Raw genomic sequence first — 17,009 nt, 5'->3', positions numbered from 1 at the left:
AAAAAATAGTTCTAAGACTGTTCCGTGTGTTACAATTAAAATATTTCCGTATTCATGGTTAGATCTGATTTTTTTAAACCTTAATTAAATAAAATTAAGAAAATATTTTTCTTGAAAATTTTAAGAAATTTAATAGAATTTAACTGTTATGAAAGATATATAGTAAAACTTATTTAAAACCAAACTTAAAAGCTATGACTATTTTACTCAAACCTTAAATTTATATAATTTTAGCAGTTTAATTTAAAATAGGTTTGAGTATATTTTAGTTTATTTTGTATAAAGTATTCGTTTGTTATAAATATATTGCGTAAAAAAATTAGCCGAATTTGAATTCGGCTTTTTTAAAAAGATAGATCTTTATTTTTTATTATTTAGGGACTTGATAGTTTTGATGGCAAATAGGACATTGCATGAATTCTTGCTTTTTGCTTATTGGAAATATCGGTATCCAAAATAATGTAAACCATTGCTGTGAACTCATAAATTGTAAATCTGATATATTGTTACATCGAGAACATTCATATTTTCCTACTACACCAAGATTCTTTATTTTATTTTTCGTTCCGTACACTATAATCATTTTATTACTTTTCCTTTCAGATTATTAATCTTCTTTTTTTATTTCTAATAATTTTAGTCTTAAATCATCTGCAAGTACATTTTCTTCTATTTCAGCAGGAGCTCCAGTCATTAAATCCTGTCCTTTATTTGTTTTAGGGAATGGGATTACTTCTTTTATAGAATTTTCTTTTAGCATTGCCATAAGCCATCTGTCGATTCCAAAGGCAAGACCTCCGTGTGGTGGTACACCGTATTTTAGTACTTCCAGAAAGAATCCAAATTTATCTTGCTGCTCTTCTTTACTAAGACCTAATTTTTCAAATACTTTTTCTTGTAGTTCTTCTTCGTGAATTCTGATACTTCCTCCACCGATTTCATATCCGTTTAAAACCATATCATAGGAATCTGTTTTAATCTTATCAAGCTCATTTGAATCAAGATATTTTCTGTCTTCTTGCTTTATTGAAGTAAACGGATGATGTTGAGCTTTGTATCTATTTTCTTCTTCGCTCCATTCAAACATTGGGAAGTCAATTACCCATAGGAATTTGAAAGAATCCTTATCGATTAATTCCAGCTCTTCTCCAAGTTTTAGTCTTAATGCTCCCAGTCCATCGTGGACAATTTTATATTTATCAGCTAAAATTAAAGCGATTTCGTTATTTTTAATTCCTAATTTTTGAGTAATTTCAGGCAGTTTTTCTTCGGTAAAAAATTTGGCAATCGGAGAATTAATTTCACCATCTTCATTAATTTTGATATAAGCTAATCCTTTTGCTTTGAAATATGTTTTTACAAAGTCTTCTAAATCTTTGATGTATTTTCTTGAAAATTTTTCAGCATTTGGAGCAACGATAGCTTTTACATTTCCACCATCTTTTATTGCATTTTCAAATACTCCGAATCCAGAATTTTGTGTTTCTTTGGATAAATCAATTAATTTCATGTCAAATCTTAAATCAGGCTTATCCGAACCATAAAAATTCATTGCATCATCATAGCTCATTCTTTCAAAGTTTTCAGTAATTTCAATGCCTGTAACATCTTTAAATACTTGTTTTGCAAGTGCTTCTGTCACATTTAAAATATCTTCTTGCTGAATAAACGACATTTCCAAGTCCAATTGTGTAAATTCAGGTTGTCTGTCGGCTCTTAAATCCTCATCTCGAAAACATTTCGCAAGCTGATAATATTTATCAACACCTGATACCATAAGTATTTGCTTAAATAACTGTGGAGATTGTGGCAAGGCGTAAAAGTCGCCTTTGTTTATTCGGCTTGGAACTATAAAATCTCTCGCTCCTTCGGGAGTGGCTTTCGCTAGAATGGGAGTGTCAATATCTAAAAATCCATTTTCATTCATAAATTTTCTAATCGAAAATAGCATATCATTTCTTTTTATAATGTTATTTAACATTTTTGGACGTCTTATATCGAGATATCTGTAAGTTAGACGCATATTTTCATTAAGATTTCCTGTTTCATCAATTTCAAACGGTAATTGTTTAGAACGGCTCAAAATCTTAATGTTTTTTGCTTCAACTTCAATATCTCCAGTAGGAATATTTTTATTTTTGCTGCTTCTTTCAGCTACTTTTCCAGTAACTTTTATAACCCACTCATTTTTTAATTTTCTAGCTTCCTCAAAAAGCTCTTTTCCTGAAACTTCTTCATTTACTAAAATTTGAGTAATTCCATATCTATCTCGCAAATCAATGAATGTGAAATGACCCAAATCCCTAACTTTTGAAACCCATCCAGATAAAACAACTTCTTCTCCGATGTTTTCTATTCTTAATTCATTTAATTTATAATTTCTGTACATTTTTATTTTTCCTTTCAATTTTTCTTTTTATTTTAAAAGTTTAATAATTTCTTCCAATTTATATTTTTCTTGCTCCCCTGTACTAAATTTTTTCATTGTAACTACATTTTCATTTTGTTCATCTTCACCTAAAATTATTACAAATTCTGAATTTTCTTTATTTGCTTTTTTCATTTGGGCTCCAAAACTTTTTGGATTGTAGTCAAAGTTGACTTTTATTCCATTTTTTCGTAGTTCTTCTACTATTTTTACAAAATATTCTTTTGTTTCATCAAAATAAATAACGTAAGTCTTATTTTCTTCTTTTGCAATCAAATTTTCATCCATAAGCATTGCAATTCTTTCCATTCCAGCGGCAAAACCTATTCCTGGCACTTTTGCATTTCCAAGTATTTCAAGTAGTCTGTCGTAACGTCCCCCAGCTAGCACAGTTGCCTGCGAACCTAATTTGTCAGATTTTATTTCAAAGACTGTATCTGAGTAATAGTCAAGTCCACGTACCAACTTGTCATTTACTACATAATTAATATTCATTAATTCAAGATATTTCTTTGTATCTTCAAAATAATTTTTACTTTCTTCGTCAAGATAATCATATAATTTTGGAGCATTGATAAATTGTTCTTGGTCACCTTTATCCTTTGAATCCAATGCTCTTAAAGGATTAGTTTTATATCTTCGTTTTGAGTCGTCACTAAGTTTATCTAGTCTTTTTTCCATAAATGCTTTTAAATCATCAATGTATTTTTTTCTTGAATCAATATTCCCAAGACTGTTTATTTCCACAGTCAGTCCAGTAATTCCAAGTTTTTCAAGAAATTCACATCCCATTCGTATAATTTCTGCATCAAGGTAAGCAGAACGGACTCCAAACATTTCGATACCCATTTGATGAAATTCCCTAAATCTTCCTTTTTGAGGGGCTTCGTAACGATACATTGGACCGTTGTAGAACCATTTTACAATTGGGGAAGACTTGTGAAAACCTGCTTCCAAATAGGCACGTACAACTCCAGCAGTACCTTCTGGACGCATTGTAACGTTTCGATTGCCTTTGTCTGTAAATTCGTACATTTCCTTTGAAACAACATCTGTTTCATCTCCAACACCACGTCTAAAAAGCTCAGTTTCTTCCAGAATAGGCGTTATAATTCGTTCAAATCCATATTTTTCAAATACACTTTTTGCTGTATCAACAATTAAGTCATATTTTTTTACATCGTCAGAATATCTATCTTTCATTCCTTTTAAAACACTAATCATTCTTAATTTGTCCTTTCATCACATACAGTTTTAGCAATTAAAAATTTATCTTCTCATATTATATCAAAAAATGTGAGTTATTATCAATATTTATTTGAATTTATTTTTTAGATCAAAATGAATAAATTTAAAATTGATTTTTATAATGAAATTTTGATTTTTGTGGAGGATGAAAATTTAAAAATTAATATTTGTATTTTAAAAGATTTATGATAAAATTTTATTATCTATTTAAATTTTTAAAATTAAAGTAATAAATTAAATAATTTTTTTGACTTAATCTAAATAGCATAACTTTTAGAATTATTTTAAACTAGTTTTGCTATGATATATAATTGCAGGAAGAAAAGAGGGTAATATGTATAAGGTGCTAATCGCAGATGATAACAAACAAATTGTTTCGATACTGTCAGAATACTGTAAAAAAAATAATTTTACTGTAAGTACTGTATTTGATGGGGAAGCGGCGTTAAAGGAAATTGAAGAAAATGAGTTTGATATAGTACTTTTGGATGTAATGATGCCGAAAAAGGATGGTTTTGATGTATGCAGAGAAGTTCGTACTTTTTCAAATGTTCCAATTATAATGATTACAGCACGTGGAGAAGATTATGAGAAAATAATGGGACTGGAAATAGGAGCAGATGATTATATAGTAAAGCCTTTCTCGCCAGGAGAAATAATTGCAAGAATAAATGCAATTTTACGTAGAATAACACCTAAAAATGATGAAAGTGCAAAAATTTTCACATTTGATAATCTTGAGATTGATTTGAATAATTTTACGGTAAAGATAAATGATGAAATAATTTCGTTTACTAAGAAAGAGATTGAGATTTTATGGACTCTTGCAACAAATCAGAATAAAGTTTTTACAAGAGAAAATTTATTGGACTTAATATGGGGATTTGATTATTTTGGAGAAAGCCGTACTGTCGATACGCATATAAAAAGGCTTCGTGCAAAACTTGACAATTATAAGCATGAGAAATGGAATATTAAGACAATTTGGGGAGTTGGCTATAAATTTGATGTTTTAGAAAATTAACTTTCCTAATAAATCATTGAATAAAAAATGTAAAGTTCAAAAAATAAAAAAGGAGTGAAGTTTTTTTTATGGGTAAAAGAATTAAAAAGATTTTTTTTAATGGAGAGGAGTATCCGCCAGAGACGTTTAGGCTAGGAATGATGCTATGCATGGTTGGGGGATTTATGGACGCATATACTTTTGTTACGCGTGGAAAGGTGCTTGCTAATGCACAGACAGGAAATGTTGTTTATCTTGCTATAAATTTACAAAGGGGAGATTTTGGAAAAGCCTTTAATTATTTTATGCCTATTCTTGTTTTCACATTTGGAATATTATTTACTGAATTTATTAGAGTGAAATTTGAAAAACATAGAATTTTTAGATGGCAGCAAATTGTTATATTTTACCAAGTTATAATAATGTTTTTTATTTCATTCATTCCAAGCGGAAATTGGAATATTGTTGTAAATATGATTATGTCGTTTATTGCCGCAATTCAATATCAAGGATTTAGAAAAATTAGGGGACTGGCAGGAGCGACAACAATGTGCACTGGGAATTTACGAAGTGGAATGGAGAACTTATTTAAATATATAAACACAGAAAACAAGTCGTATTTACAAAATTTCTGGATATATTTGGGATTAGATGGATTTTTCTTTATTGGGGCAATGCTTTGTGTAGTTTTAGTAAAAATATACGGTATAGGAGCGTTGCTTGCTTGCTGTATTCTACTAGTTGCGGTGTTTATTATAATGTTTAAGGAAACTATTTAGGAAATAGGAGGTATTTAAAATTGAATAATTATAAGCCACCTTTTCAAATAACTGAAAAAATGACAGTATTAATAGGTGAAATAAGTGAAGAAATAGGGAGAATGTCTATTTTTCAGGAAAAAATTTCAAATCCGCATTTAAGGAGAGAAAACAGAATAAAAACAATTCATTCTTCGCTTGCTATTGAACATAATTCTCTCTCGCTGGAACAAGTTACAGCTATATTGGATGGAAAAAGAGTTTTAGGAAATCCTAATGAAATAAAAGAAGTAAAGAATGCTTATGAAGCGTATGAATTATTAACTAAGTTAAATCCATTTTCAGTAAAGGATTTATTGAATGCTCACAGATTGATGATGAATGGGCTGGTTAAGGAAAATGGTAAATTTCGTTCTCAAGGAGTTGGTATTTTTGCTGGAAGAAAAGTTGTACATATTGCTCCGCCAGCAGATTTAGTACCTAAGCATATAAGCAGTTTAATTTCATGGTACAAGACTTCTTCTGTACACCCATTGATTAAAAGTGCTGTTTTTCATTATGAATTTGAATTTATTCATCCATTTTCAGATGAAAATGGTCGTATTGGAAGAATGTGGCATACTTTACTGCTTGGAAAATGGAAAAAAATATTTTTTTGGCTTCCGATAGAGGAATTGATAAAAAAAGAACAGAAAGAATATTATGATACTCTTGCAATAGCTGATAAAGAAGGTGAGAGTACAATATTTGTAGAGTTCATGCTTAAAATTATAAACGATAGTTTAAAAGAAATTAAAACTTCTGAAAGAATAACCGACCAAGATAACGACCAAGTAACCGTACAAGATAGCGACCAGGATAAAAAACCAGTCGAAAAATTACTTAGTGTCCTTGGAGATAATGTTTTATCAGCAGTAGAAATTATGGAAAAATTAAATTTAGTGCATAAACCTACTTTCAGAAAAAATTATTTAAATCCTGCCTTAGAGGCAAAATTGATTGAAAGAACAATTCCTGACAAACCTAACAGTAAAAATCAGAAATACAGGAAATCGGAAAAAATTATTAAAAGATAAAAAGGATTGGAAAGGTGGTAAAAATAATGAATCTTATAGATAAGAATACCAAAGTTTACTATATTAGCACCTTTTTACTATTTTTAGCTTCCACAATGCCCCATTCTATTTTGACTGTACTTTTTCTGAAAAAAGGCTTGTTAATGTCGTAGATTGTGCTAATGCAGTCTTTTTTTAACCTTTCAATGATTATTTTTGAGATTCCAAGCGGAGTAATGTCGGATTTATATTCAAGGAAAAAAGTTTATATTTTATCATTAGTTACACTGGTCATAACGTTTTCTCTGATTATTTTTTCCAAAAGTCTATTTTGGTTATCGGTGGCATATGTAATGTATGGGGTAGCAAATGCACTGGAAACTGGAACAATTGATGTAGTTTTAATAAATAGTTTGAAAAATAATGAAACTGGATTGCAAAAATTTTTAAAATATCAAAAGCAAATTTCGACTTTTTCTTCTATTTTAGGTTCAGGAATAGGATTTTTGCTTTATTTTAAGATAGGTGTAAATATTTACTTTATTTCCATTGTTTTAATATTTTTCAATATGCTTCTAACAGCCTTATTTTTTTCTGATGAGAATAAAAAAGCAAATGAAAATATAAACTTTAAAATTTTTAAAAGGCATATAGCCGAGTGCATTTCTGAGTTGAAAGAAAAAAGAGTAATGAAGTATTATTTTATATTTTTTGGAATTGTACAAATTTTTATCCAGAGCCATTTTCAGTTGTGGCAAAAACTTTTTTTAGACAAAGGAATTGGCGAAAAGAATTTTTTTGTTATGTATGTACTGTTTCAAATAATTGTGATTATCGCATATAATACGAATATTTTAATGATAACTGCAAAAAAGTTATATTTACTCCTAATTTTAATATTTTTATTGACAATAAATATAATAATTTTAAAAAATAACCTTATATTTACAGGAATATACCTAATATTATGCACATTTTTTTTCATAATTAACTATTATTTTGAATTTCACTTTAATAAAATCCTGTCAAAAGAAAAATAAGTGCAATAACTTCAATGAAATCATTTTTTTCAAGGATTTTTTCATTCGGAACGTTATTTATTTCCAGCTTATTATTAAGAAAAATTAGTGTTGTTAATTTATTTGTGATAAATGTTACAGTTGTTATTTTTGTGGTTATGTATTTAATTTTTAGAATTAATAAATCTGTTCAACAATCTTCAATCAAAGAATAATATCAGGGTATAAAAATAATACTGGTTATGAAAATGATAAATAATGTTGAAAGAATAAAAAAATTTAAAGAAAAAAAGATGTTCAGGGTATTTTTATATAAAAAAAGACAATACTGATATTCAATTCAATGTTTCTGAGGAAGAAATAAAGGAAAAATTTGGAAATGTAAAATTTAATGAAACTCCAGATGAATTTATAAATAAATACGGCATAACAAATTAATATGGCTAAAACTATAGTAGAACAATATGAAAAAAGAAAAAAATCATCTATTGGAACAAGACAAAATATTGTAATTGATGCTAGGGGTCAGGGGATTACTTCTATACAAGAAAAAGAAATAATCCAGAAAATAATTGAAAAATCTAATGGAACAATAAAAAAATCAGATATAACAATATGGAAATAGAAAGGAAGAAGAAATGGAAGAATTATCAACAAAAGAATATAATGAACTATATAAGAAATATTTTAAAGAAATTTTTAATAAGCCTATGAAAGATTTCGGATATAAAAAGAAAGGAACAGGGAGATTTTTTAAATTAAATAAACTAGGATTATTTGAATATATAGGTTTTTTCAGATATTATCATGAATTAAGAGTAGAGTATGCAATAATACCGATATATAGTTATATAATGAAAAATTCTATAGGAAATGGTGGTCAAACAGAATTTGTAGATTTGGACGGAGAAGAAAAGATGGAAAAAGGGATGAAAAGTATTTTAGAAGAAATAAAAAACAAAATAATCCCTTGGTTTAAAAAATATGAAGATTTAGATGTTTTTTTTGAAGAAGTAGTAGAAAATGATGGAAAGTATTTTTGGACTGAAATTTACAAATATTTATTTAGAGCTACTACTTTTGCAAAGTTTAAAAAATATTCAAAAATACAGGAGAATATAGATAAAGTAAGAGAAGAATACAATAAACTTCCAGATGAAGAAAAAGCCTATGACTTTTATAATGTTATATTAAAAGAAGTAAATGAATTAGAAGAAAAATTAAAAGAAGGAGAAGAAAGTGTAGAAAAACATATTGAGGCAATGGAGTATAAATCACTATTGGCCTGGAAAATGGAGAAATTATTAAAAAATAAAGTTAAATAAAAAATAAAACTAAATTTTTAAATAATCGTTGTTGTAAAAGACAGCGGTTATTTTCCTCACATTTTTCATACATTCTGAATAATTAATGCTCCAAATATCATAAGAAGCCCGTTTGAGGACGCAAATGGAGAGGAACTGGAAAATGGCGGGGCGACTGGCAGGGAGCTGATCTCTTCAAATTCAATAGGAATTAAGAAAGGGGACAGGCTCAGTTAATGGAGCGGTGCAGGTCGCTGGAAACGCTTCGCTATCAAAATTAACCGGAAGCTTTAGCGGAAATTTGCAGGTTAATGGAAGTCCGAACCTGAACAGCCAGGTAAGCGGACCTTTTGACAACGTTGTCGAGATTGAAGGGAACAATGCAGGGATAAAGGACATCAAGAACACAGGAGTAATCAGTGTCAACCCAGTGCTTGCGAGTGCAATGTTCAAAGCAAATATGAATCCGGCTTCAAATGCAAGAGGACAAGGAATCACTTATTCACAAGAACAAAAAATAATCCAGAAAATAATTGAAAAATCTAATGGAACAATAAAAAAATCAGATATAACAATATGGAAATAGAAAGGAAGAAGAAATGGAAGAATTATCAACAAAAGAATATAATGAACTATATAAGAAATATTTTAAAGAAATTTTTAATAAGCCTATGAAAGATTTCGGATATAAAAAGAAAGGAACAGGGAGATTTTTTAAATTAAATAAACTAGGATTATTTGAATATATAGGTTTTTTCAGATATTATCATGAATTAAGAGTAGAGTATGCAATAATACCGATATATAGTTATATAATGAAAAATTCTATAGGAAATGGTGGTCAAACAGAATTTGTAGATTTGGACGGAGAAGAAAAGATGGAAAAAGGGATGAAAAGTATTTTAGAAGAAATAAAAAACAAAATAATCCCTTGGTTTAAAAAATATGAAGATTTAGATGTTTTTTTTGAAGAAGTAGTAGAAAATGATGGAAAGTATTTTTGGACTGAAATTTACAAATATTTATTTAGAGCTACTACTTTTGCAAAGTTTAAAAAATATTCAAAAATACAGGAGAATATAGATAAAGTAAGAGAAGAATACAATAAACTTCCAGATGAAGAAAAAGCCTATGACTTTTATAATGTTATATTAAAAGAAGTAAATGAATTAGAAGAAAAATTAAAAGAAGGAGAAGAAAGTGTAGAAAAACATATTGAGGCAATGGAGTATAAATCACTATTGGCCTGGAAAATGGAGAAATTATTGAAAAAATAGTGATAAAAAATAAAGCTAATTTTTAAAATAATCGTTGTTGTAAAAGACAGCGGTTATTTTTTCGTTTATGAAATAGGCTCATATTAGCCCATAATAAAAAAATTTTGCATTAGGTAGGACATTTTTGTACAAAAAAACGATTTAACAAACGCTATGGTTTAATATCACGTAATATGAACTTTTTAATCAATTTCTCAAACTCTCCAGTTGTTTCAGTTCTTTCTATTCTCCATTTAAAAAGGGAGAAAATAAACAAATTCTGAATATTTCTCCCTAATTTACTTTTATTATTAATTTTTAAAAACAAATTTCTTGATTAAAAATCACTTTTTAAAATTTCCCCTTTTCTTAAATCACTTCTCATTTTTTGAATAATATCATCCATTTCATCGAGTTTTTTCAAAATTTTCTTTTCTTCAGGGCTTGTTGTAATAATTTTACTGATTCCACCATTTTTTATTATAATTCGTTTATCTGCTATTAGTGCCAATGTTGGGTCGTGTGTTGCCATTAATACGATTTTGTCAGATGAAACAAGTAATTCCAAGGCTTTTTTCCTGTCAATTCCTGCATTTTCGATTTCGTCAATTAGGACAATTGGAGATGAACTTAAAATAGCTGTGTCGGCAATCATTAAAGCACGAGATTGTCCACCACTTAGGGCTGTGATTGCAGTAGTCAAGTCAAATTGTTCTCCAGCCAGATTGTTTGCAGCGGTAATGATTTTTTCCACAGTTTCATCAATATCTTCAATCATTCGGCTTTGAGCGTGGAGTTCTAGAAATTCCTTTACTGATAAGTCCATAACGAAATTCATGTTTTGCGATAGTTGTGCGACTAATTTGTTGTTTGAGGAATAACGCCATTTTTTGTCTGGAAGTTCACCGTTTATAAGTATTTGACGCTGTGTTGGAGTGTCTTTCTGGGCAGTCCATTCGATGTCGGCAAGAAGTCTTGATTTTCCAGAGCCTGTAGGACCAACAATGGAAATAATTTCTGATTTATGAATATCAAGCCGCTCAAATCCCTCTTTATTCCCAGATTTATCTTGCCCAGCGACAATTGTAAGCATATCAATCGAATTTTCCTCTTCCATTCCCAAAAAAAGTTTCATCTGTTCAATGTAGTCAACAAGGCTTTCTTCAATTTTTTCCACATCCAGTGCAAAGTCCTCGATTTTATCTTCTGCAAAAGTTACGATGAACTCGTGAAACGTCTTATCCTGAAAAGTTTCCACAGGCAAGTGGTTTTCAGTAAAAAAGTTTTCTGCGAAGGGATATTTATTGCTAAGTTCACTAATAGTCAATTTATTTATTAAATCGTTATTTTTCATATTTTTTCCTTTTTTTGTTATTTTTATCTATTTTTTTATTGCTGTAAATTCATTTTTCGGACATTACCCATCTGGTATTTTTCACCGATTCTCTTTTCTCCTAAGCAGTAAGAGCAAAGTGCCGATGGCATTGGAAATCTAAGTTCCATTCCTTGAACGCTGTCTATTTCCAGTTCTTTTTCGTAAAGAAGTGTACTTAATTCATACGCTCCCTGTCCAGTAAGCCCATTAACGTGCATTGTTACAGCTTTTGGATTTACAGAGTTCACACGTGAGGCAAAAACTTCACGTTCAGCTTGCGAAACAATATCTCCTTTGGTAATAATCACAATATCAGCGGCTTTTAATAATGGTCCAATCTTTTTAGGCGTATTAATTCCTGATAAATTGTCAATTACACAGACTCCCTTGATGTCCTTGATATATGGCGAACATCTATTGCAAAGTCCTGCTGATTCTGTAATTAATATTGAAAGCCCAAGGCTGTTTCCCCATTGCACAACTTCTTCGATATTTGATACGAAGAAATGGTCTGGACATAAAGCTCCTGAAATTCCTTTTTTTACTGGAATTCCTGCTTTTGCGTACAATTTGTCATCATCTGTGTAAAGGCAGTCGAATTTTACTACTCCAACTGACATTCCTTGTGATTTTAAGGCCTCTACTGTTTTTAGAATAACGCTTGTTTTTCCTGATGATGGTGGGCCTGAAAATATTATTAAATTCATAGTTATCTCTCCTTTTTTATTTTTTAAATTTTATTGTGCAAGGCTTTTTTGCACATCATTATTAAATTCATCTTCACATTCACGAATAATTTTTCCAATATCATGGCTATAGATATAATCCCAGCCAATCCATTTAAAATTCTGATGTTCTTCTAAATGGTTATCCACATTTGGATTTGTTGATGGGAATTTTCCATTTGCAGAAAAAATTGTTCCAATTTCATTTGACATAAATAAGTCCATAAATGGCTTGATTTTATCTGCCTTAGATTTTTTTGTAATCATAAATATTGGGCTTAGCAAAGCTCCATCTTTTGGCCATACAGCCTCCAAATCTCCTGATCCATCAATCATTTGTGAAAAGAAGTATGGAATAATGCTGACAGCAGGGGCTTCTGGTGTTCGAGTTCTGGCTTTTACCATTTGAGCAGGATGCAAGCTCTTTTTGTATGAACGTGCCAATTTATGTATCCCATCCATTCCAAAATCTTTGTAAAGATTTGCAAGAAGAGCATTAAACAAGTCTAAATCAGCCATTGGCAATGCAACTGAGTCTTCAAATTCTTCATTTAACAAGTCTGCCCAAGTTTCTGGTACTTTTCTGTCCCCCAAAGAAGTCTTGTTTACTAAAAATATTGCTGGCACGACTCCCATTATTGCGTAACGCTTTTTAGGATCCCGCAAATCAATAGTTTCGTTGCAGAAATCTTTATTCATATTTTCAAGGTGTGTTTCAAAAATACCATTTTCCATATACTGCCCCATCAAATTCTTATCAAAAAACAGCTCAAATCCAGCCGAAAGCAATATATCTGAAACTTTGTCAGGATTACCTGTCTTAACTTTATCTACAACCCAGTCAAGCCCTAAATTTGCTGATTTTAAGGTATATGAAATAGTATAATCGTTTTTCTCGTTCTGTTCGTTTACCCAGTCTTTTATACCTTCTAAAAGTGGTATTCTGATAGGGCAAGGCAGAACTCCTTCAATTATCAAGTCACTATTTTCATCAGCTTTGCTTTCATCCAGTGAAACATCAACATCTGCATCTTTTTGCAAAAATGTTTCCAGCTTTTCAACAAACAGTTCCTGATTAATTTTTTTTGACATAAGTGCCATTTTCAACTTAATATTTTTTCCCATAACCTCAAGCATCTGTTTATTTTTCAATTGCTCAAACCCATTAGCAATAAAAAAGTCAAGAGCTTCAGGATACTTGTCTATAATCTCATAAAGTGTATCGTCTAAACTAAACATTTCAATCTCCTATTATAATATTTTTATTTAAAAAGAGCTGAATCTCAAAAAGTTGCAAGTGAATTTTGGCTCTAATTATAAAAATGTAAAATTATTATAAAAATTATACCATAAAATAAGAATATAAAAGTGTAATATACATTACGAAAACTATGGAATAAATTAGTGCTGTTTAATTTATTTATTTAAGGTAATTTATTTTTTATCAGCTTGACATTAAGGAAGTTTGAATATACTTTGTATTTTCCAAAAAAAGTCTTGAAATTAGATTCAAAAAATGATATGATTAAATGTAATAGATAATTTAAAAATTGTTTTAAATAAAGACTTTGTAGAGTTAAAAATAAATTTTTTTGAAGAATTTACGTTATTAATAATAAAAAAATAGAATAAAAAATGAATTTTAAAAATCGACACATAATTTAATGAATAATTAATAATGTAGATATAGGAGATAAGTTGAGTTTATTTATTTTAAAGATAATTGGCATAATAACAATGTTTTTGGATCATTATCATTATATAGTTGGAGGAAGTGAGATTTTGAATATTGTTGGAAGGATTGCTTTTCCAATATTTGCATTTACACTTAGTGAAGGATATACACATACTCGGAATTTAAAAAAATATCTGTTAAGGTTGTTTATTTTTGCTGTGGGTATTCAGCTTCCATCGATTTTATTTAGTTATAATTATCCAATGAATGTATTTTTTACTTTATTTTTTGGGTTATTGGCCATTTATGTTTTTAATTTTAAAAGTATAAGAATAAAGCCCAAATTTTTGTGGTTCATTAAAATTAGCATAATTGGATTTATTTTATTTATTTCTCAAAAATATGAGTTCGATTATGGGATTTATGGAATTTTACTTATTATGAACTTTAATATTTTTAGAAATGATAAATTTAAAATTTTAATGAATTTTCTAATATTAAATACTTTTAATAAGATTTTTCCAAATGTTTTTGGATTAACTGATACTCAGTTTTTTTCATTGATTTCATTAATATTTATTTTTATGTATAATGGAAAAAAAGGAAGAAGTATGAAGTATTTTTTTTATTTATTTTATCCAATACATTTTTTTATTTTGGAAATTATAAAGAAAATTTCAATATGAGTTAATAAATATAATAATTAATTTTAGTACATTTTTGGAGAGAGAAATGACAAAAAAGGAAAGATTGAAAAAAATATTCCCAATATTAGAAGAAAAGTTTGGCAGCCCAAAGGCTGCACTAGAGTTTGAAACGCCTTACCAGCTGATGATAGCAGTAATTTTATCGGCTCAATGTACTGACGCTCGTGTAAATATTGTTACAAAAGAACTTTTTAAAGTAGTAAGAGAGCCGAAAGATATTAGAAAAATGGACTTGAAGACATTAGAAAAATATGTAAAATCAACAGGCTTCTATAAAAATAAAGCTAAAAATATAAAGTTAAACGCTGATATGATGTTAGAAAAATATAATGATATAATTCCAAAGGAACTTGAAAAATTAATAGAATTACCAGGCGTTGGAAGAAAAACTGCAAATGTTGTCCTTGGGGAGCTGTGGAATATTAGGGAAGGAATTGTTGTTGATACACATGTTAAAAGGCTGTCAAACCGTATAGGATTTGTGAAAAATGATAATCCTGAAATCATAGAAAGGGAACTTATGAAACTTATTCCCAAAAGAGACTGGTTTGTATATTCGCATTACATGATTTTACATGGAAGAGATAAGTGCATTGCAAGAAAGCCAAAGTGTGATATATGCGAAATTAGAGAATATTGTAAGTATAATTTAGATAACTTGAAAAATAATAATAAATAATTTTATAATATGAATGGAGAAAGGAAAAGAATGGTTAAAAGGGTAAAAAGAGTTTTGATACTTGGAGTAATTGCATTATTTGCAATTTTAGCCTATGCGGAAGGAGAGCAGGAAAATGGTGGGACTGTTTCTAAGGAAAGTAATCCTGTCATTAAGGAAGAAAAAAAAAATGTTTCGACTGATAACAAGTATGATGAGGTTGAACAGGCAACAAAAAGAGGGAAAGAAAAGCATTTAGGACATAACAAAAAAAGAAAGCACGAATATTTTAATGAAAACGTTTCAAATTCAAAGAGAAATAGTGATCAAGAAAAAGATGAAGAAACTGATGAAAATAAATCAACAAAAAATAATAAAAAGACTGTTCAGAAGAAAAAAGTCGTAAAAGCTATAGAACATGAGCATGAAGGAGTTTCTCACTATTATGGAGAAGTAATAAAATTTATTGCAACTGAAGATGGAAAAGTTTTAAAGGATAAAATGTCAAGAAAAAAACATCCGATAGCATCACTTACAAAAGTGATGAATATTTTAGTTGCACTTGAACAAATTGATAGAGGAAATGCGAAACTTGATGATAAAGTCTGCTTTACTCCTGAAATAGTAAATATGGGTGGAAGTTGGCTAAATGCAAAAGCAGGAGATTGTTATACTTTAAAAGATTTACTTCGTGCAGAGATAATATACTCAGCCAATAATGCTGCATATTTGGTAGCATATCACATAGGAAAAGGGAACTTTGATAATTTTGTAAAATTGATGAATGATAAGGCAAAAGAACTTGGAATGAATGATACTCGTTATTATACTCCAGCTGGTCTTCCAACTTCAATGACAAAAAAGAATATGGATATTTCAACGGCTTATGACATGTATTTACTTGGAAAAAGAGCTATAAGAGATGAAAGATTACGGGCTTGGATGAAGGAATCAGAATTGGTGCTGCAAAATTCAGCAGGAGAAGATGTTGTTTATAATAATAGAAATCATCTTTTGGATCAATTTGGAATTTACGGTCTGAAGACTGGATTTCATGCACAAGCTGGATACAATATGATAGTATCAAGTAAAATAGGAAATCTTGAAATCATTTCAGTCACATTGGGAAATAAGAGTGACGATGCTAGAACGGAAGATCAGAAGCAGGAATTTACACAGCTGGAAAAACGTATGATACCAGTTTACAAGGCAGGACAGGAAATTAATAAAAAGTTTAAGGTAAAAAATGCTGAAGCAAAAGAAATAAAAGGTGTTTTAACAACAAATGTCTACCAGATTGATAATACAAATTATAAATTTGAAGTAAAAGATTTACAAGTCTCAGCTGAAAAAGAAGGAATTTCTAAAGGAGATGTAATAGGTAAACTTGAAGTTCTGTCAAATGATAACAAGGTTGTAGAAACTGTTGACATTGTGGCACAGAATGACTATAAGCAGTTGTCTTTATTTAGACGTATTTTGAGATTTATAACACTTGGACTTGCATAAAAAAATTGAGCTGTTTAGAAATTAAATGGCTTTTTTTTTATTTATCTGATATAAATATAATGTAATTTAGATGAAAATGTGGTAAAATACATTCAAGCTTATTTGAGATTTAATTCTATTTTTATTTTAATAGTAAAAATAAAAAACCCTTGAATTAAAGCGTTTTTTAAAAGATTGTGCTGTTAATTTGTATAAATATAAAATTTATTGTTATTTTTTAAAAGAGCTTAATATAAAATAGTATAGTTTATAAGTTTTGTTTTAAAAGAGGATTATTGTTATTTTATAA

The 17,009-nt window shown here is 29.1% G+C and carries 17 protein-coding genes; 11 read left to right on the top strand and 6 right to left on the bottom strand.

All coding sequences use genetic code 11. The features are described from left to right. Positions 1-370 precede the first annotated feature (370 nt). The 3 genes from ACEG17_RS09565 to hisS are packed head-to-tail and all read right to left on the bottom strand — an operon-like array spanning position 371 to position 3,652. Positions 371-583 carry a zinc-ribbon domain-containing protein gene (locus ACEG17_RS09565; protein WP_299571055.1) on the bottom strand — a complete coding sequence of 71 codons (213 nt, stop codon included), beginning with the start codon at positions 581-583 and terminating at the stop codon, positions 371-373. A 24-nt stretch (positions 584-607) separates the two neighbouring features. Next, positions 608-2,389 (bottom strand): aspartate--tRNA ligase, encoded by a 1,782-nt coding sequence (aspS, locus tag ACEG17_RS09560; RefSeq protein WP_372583532.1) that lies wholly within the window; start codon positions 2,387-2,389, stop codon positions 608-610. A 27-nt stretch (positions 2,390-2,416) separates the two neighbouring features. Continuing rightward, positions 2,417-3,652, bottom strand: a complete 1,236-nt coding sequence (gene hisS / locus ACEG17_RS09555; RefSeq protein WP_372583531.1) for a histidine--tRNA ligase — start codon at positions 3,650-3,652, stop codon at positions 2,417-2,419. A gap of 358 nt (positions 3,653-4,010) precedes the next feature. Between hisS and ACEG17_RS09550 the strand changes: the two genes are divergently transcribed. From ACEG17_RS09550 to ACEG17_RS09515, 8 genes are all read left to right on the top strand, one after another. Further along, the gene (locus ACEG17_RS09550; RefSeq protein WP_372583530.1) at positions 4,011-4,700 is read left to right on the top strand and encodes a response regulator transcription factor; all 690 of its coding nucleotides are present in this window, start codon (positions 4,011-4,013) and stop codon (positions 4,698-4,700) included. 68 nt (positions 4,701-4,768) lie between these two features. Then, complete coding sequence (locus tag ACEG17_RS09545; RefSeq protein WP_026746853.1) at positions 4,769-5,458, top strand: YoaK family protein; 690 nt, start codon at positions 4,769-4,771, stop codon at positions 5,456-5,458. Positions 5,459-5,478: 20 nt separating this feature from the next. After that, positions 5,479-6,513, top strand: a complete 1,035-nt coding sequence (locus tag ACEG17_RS09540; protein WP_372583529.1) for a Fic family protein — start codon at positions 5,479-5,481, stop codon at positions 6,511-6,513. 161 nt (positions 6,514-6,674) lie between these two features. After that, on the top strand, positions 6,675-7,532 hold the full coding sequence (locus tag ACEG17_RS09535; protein WP_372583528.1) for an MFS transporter: 858 nt from the start codon (positions 6,675-6,677) through the stop codon (positions 7,530-7,532). A 418-nt stretch (positions 7,533-7,950) separates the two neighbouring features. Continuing rightward, complete coding sequence (locus tag ACEG17_RS09530; protein WP_372583527.1) at positions 7,951-8,136, top strand: hypothetical protein; 186 nt, start codon at positions 7,951-7,953, stop codon at positions 8,134-8,136. A gap of 13 nt (positions 8,137-8,149) precedes the next feature. Then, positions 8,150-8,836, top strand: a complete 687-nt coding sequence (locus tag ACEG17_RS09525; protein ID WP_372583526.1) for a hypothetical protein — start codon at positions 8,150-8,152, stop codon at positions 8,834-8,836. A 280-nt stretch (positions 8,837-9,116) separates the two neighbouring features. Beyond that, positions 9,117-9,401: a hypothetical protein gene (locus ACEG17_RS09520; RefSeq protein ID WP_372583525.1), complete on the top strand. Its 285-nt coding sequence runs from the start codon at positions 9,117-9,119 to the stop codon at positions 9,399-9,401. Between the two features lie 13 nt (positions 9,402-9,414). After that, entirely contained in the window at positions 9,415-10,092 is a 678-nt protein-coding gene (locus tag ACEG17_RS09515; protein ID WP_372583524.1) for a hypothetical protein, read from the top strand. A 316-nt stretch (positions 10,093-10,408) separates the two neighbouring features. Here ACEG17_RS09515 and ACEG17_RS09510 read toward each other — a convergent pair whose 3' ends face one another. The 3 genes from ACEG17_RS09510 to ACEG17_RS09500 are packed head-to-tail and all read right to left on the bottom strand — an operon-like array spanning position 10,409 to position 13,410. After that, positions 10,409-11,425: an ATP-binding cassette domain-containing protein gene (locus ACEG17_RS09510; protein ID WP_372583523.1), complete on the bottom strand. Its 1,017-nt coding sequence runs from the start codon at positions 11,423-11,425 to the stop codon at positions 10,409-10,411. A gap of 35 nt (positions 11,426-11,460) precedes the next feature. Then, positions 11,461-12,153: a GTP-binding protein gene (locus ACEG17_RS09505; protein ID WP_006805894.1), complete on the bottom strand. Its 693-nt coding sequence runs from the start codon at positions 12,151-12,153 to the stop codon at positions 11,461-11,463. 30 nt (positions 12,154-12,183) lie between these two features. Further along, complete coding sequence (locus ACEG17_RS09500) at positions 12,184-13,410, bottom strand: ABC transporter substrate-binding protein (protein WP_372583522.1); 1,227 nt, start codon at positions 13,408-13,410, stop codon at positions 12,184-12,186. Between the two features lie 459 nt (positions 13,411-13,869). On the opposite strand from ACEG17_RS09500, the gene ACEG17_RS09495 reads away from it, so the two are divergent. From ACEG17_RS09495 to ACEG17_RS09485, 3 genes are read left to right on the top strand one after another with little or no spacing between them, the layout of a single operon-like run. Beyond that, complete coding sequence (locus ACEG17_RS09495; RefSeq protein ID WP_372583521.1) at positions 13,870-14,532, top strand: TraX family protein; 663 nt, start codon at positions 13,870-13,872, stop codon at positions 14,530-14,532. A 46-nt stretch (positions 14,533-14,578) separates the two neighbouring features. Further along, positions 14,579-15,232, top strand: a complete 654-nt coding sequence (nth, locus tag ACEG17_RS09490; RefSeq protein WP_372583520.1) for an endonuclease III — start codon at positions 14,579-14,581, stop codon at positions 15,230-15,232. A gap of 30 nt (positions 15,233-15,262) precedes the next feature. After that, positions 15,263-16,720, top strand: coding sequence for a D-alanyl-D-alanine carboxypeptidase family protein (locus tag ACEG17_RS09485; protein WP_372583519.1), 1,458 nt, complete (start codon positions 15,263-15,265; stop codon positions 16,718-16,720). Positions 16,721-17,009: the final 289 nt, after the last annotated feature.

The sequence above is a fragment of the Leptotrichia hongkongensis genome (assembly GCF_041538065.1).
In the GTDB taxonomy this organism is placed as follows: domain Bacteria; phylum Fusobacteriota; class Fusobacteriia; order Fusobacteriales; family Leptotrichiaceae; genus Leptotrichia; species Leptotrichia hongkongensis.
Note: the sequence above shows the minus strand (reverse complement) of the source record. Positions and strands in the feature narration are given on the sequence as shown.

What these genes read in the sequence shown, in the direction of transcription:
- ACEG17_RS09510 (WP_372583523.1), bottom strand. Translation starts at nt 11,425, where the DNA reads ATGAAAAATAACGATTTAATAAATAAATTGACTATTAGTGAACTTAGC.
- ACEG17_RS09515 (WP_372583524.1), top strand. Translation starts at nt 9,415, where the DNA reads ATGGAAGAATTATCAACAAAAGAATATAATGAACTATATAAGAAATAT.
- ACEG17_RS09485 (WP_372583519.1), top strand. Translation starts at nt 15,263, where the DNA reads ATGGTTAAAAGGGTAAAAAGAGTTTTGATACTTGGAGTAATTGCATTA.
- ACEG17_RS09505 (WP_006805894.1), bottom strand. Translation starts at nt 12,153, where the DNA reads ATGAATTTAATAATATTTTCAGGCCCACCATCATCAGGAAAAACAAGC.
- aspS (WP_372583532.1), bottom strand. Translation starts at nt 2,389, where the DNA reads ATGTACAGAAATTATAAATTAAATGAATTAAGAATAGAAAACATCGGA.
- ACEG17_RS09545 (WP_026746853.1), top strand. Translation starts at nt 4,769, where the DNA reads ATGGGTAAAAGAATTAAAAAGATTTTTTTTAATGGAGAGGAGTATCCG.
- nth (WP_372583520.1), top strand. Translation starts at nt 14,579, where the DNA reads ATGACAAAAAAGGAAAGATTGAAAAAAATATTCCCAATATTAGAAGAA.
- hisS (WP_372583531.1), bottom strand. Translation starts at nt 3,652, where the DNA reads ATGATTAGTGTTTTAAAAGGAATGAAAGATAGATATTCTGACGATGTA.
- ACEG17_RS09530 (WP_372583527.1), top strand. Translation starts at nt 7,951, where the DNA reads ATGGCTAAAACTATAGTAGAACAATATGAAAAAAGAAAAAAATCATCT.
- ACEG17_RS09500 (WP_372583522.1), bottom strand. Translation starts at nt 13,410, where the DNA reads ATGTTTAGTTTAGACGATACACTTTATGAGATTATAGACAAGTATCCT.
- ACEG17_RS09565 (WP_299571055.1), bottom strand. Translation starts at nt 583, where the DNA reads ATGATTATAGTGTACGGAACGAAAAATAAAATAAAGAATCTTGGTGTA.
- ACEG17_RS09550 (WP_372583530.1), top strand. Translation starts at nt 4,011, where the DNA reads ATGTATAAGGTGCTAATCGCAGATGATAACAAACAAATTGTTTCGATA.
- ACEG17_RS09525 (WP_372583526.1), top strand. Translation starts at nt 8,150, where the DNA reads ATGGAAGAATTATCAACAAAAGAATATAATGAACTATATAAGAAATAT.
- ACEG17_RS09535 (WP_372583528.1), top strand. Translation starts at nt 6,675, where the DNA reads ATGCAGTCTTTTTTTAACCTTTCAATGATTATTTTTGAGATTCCAAGC.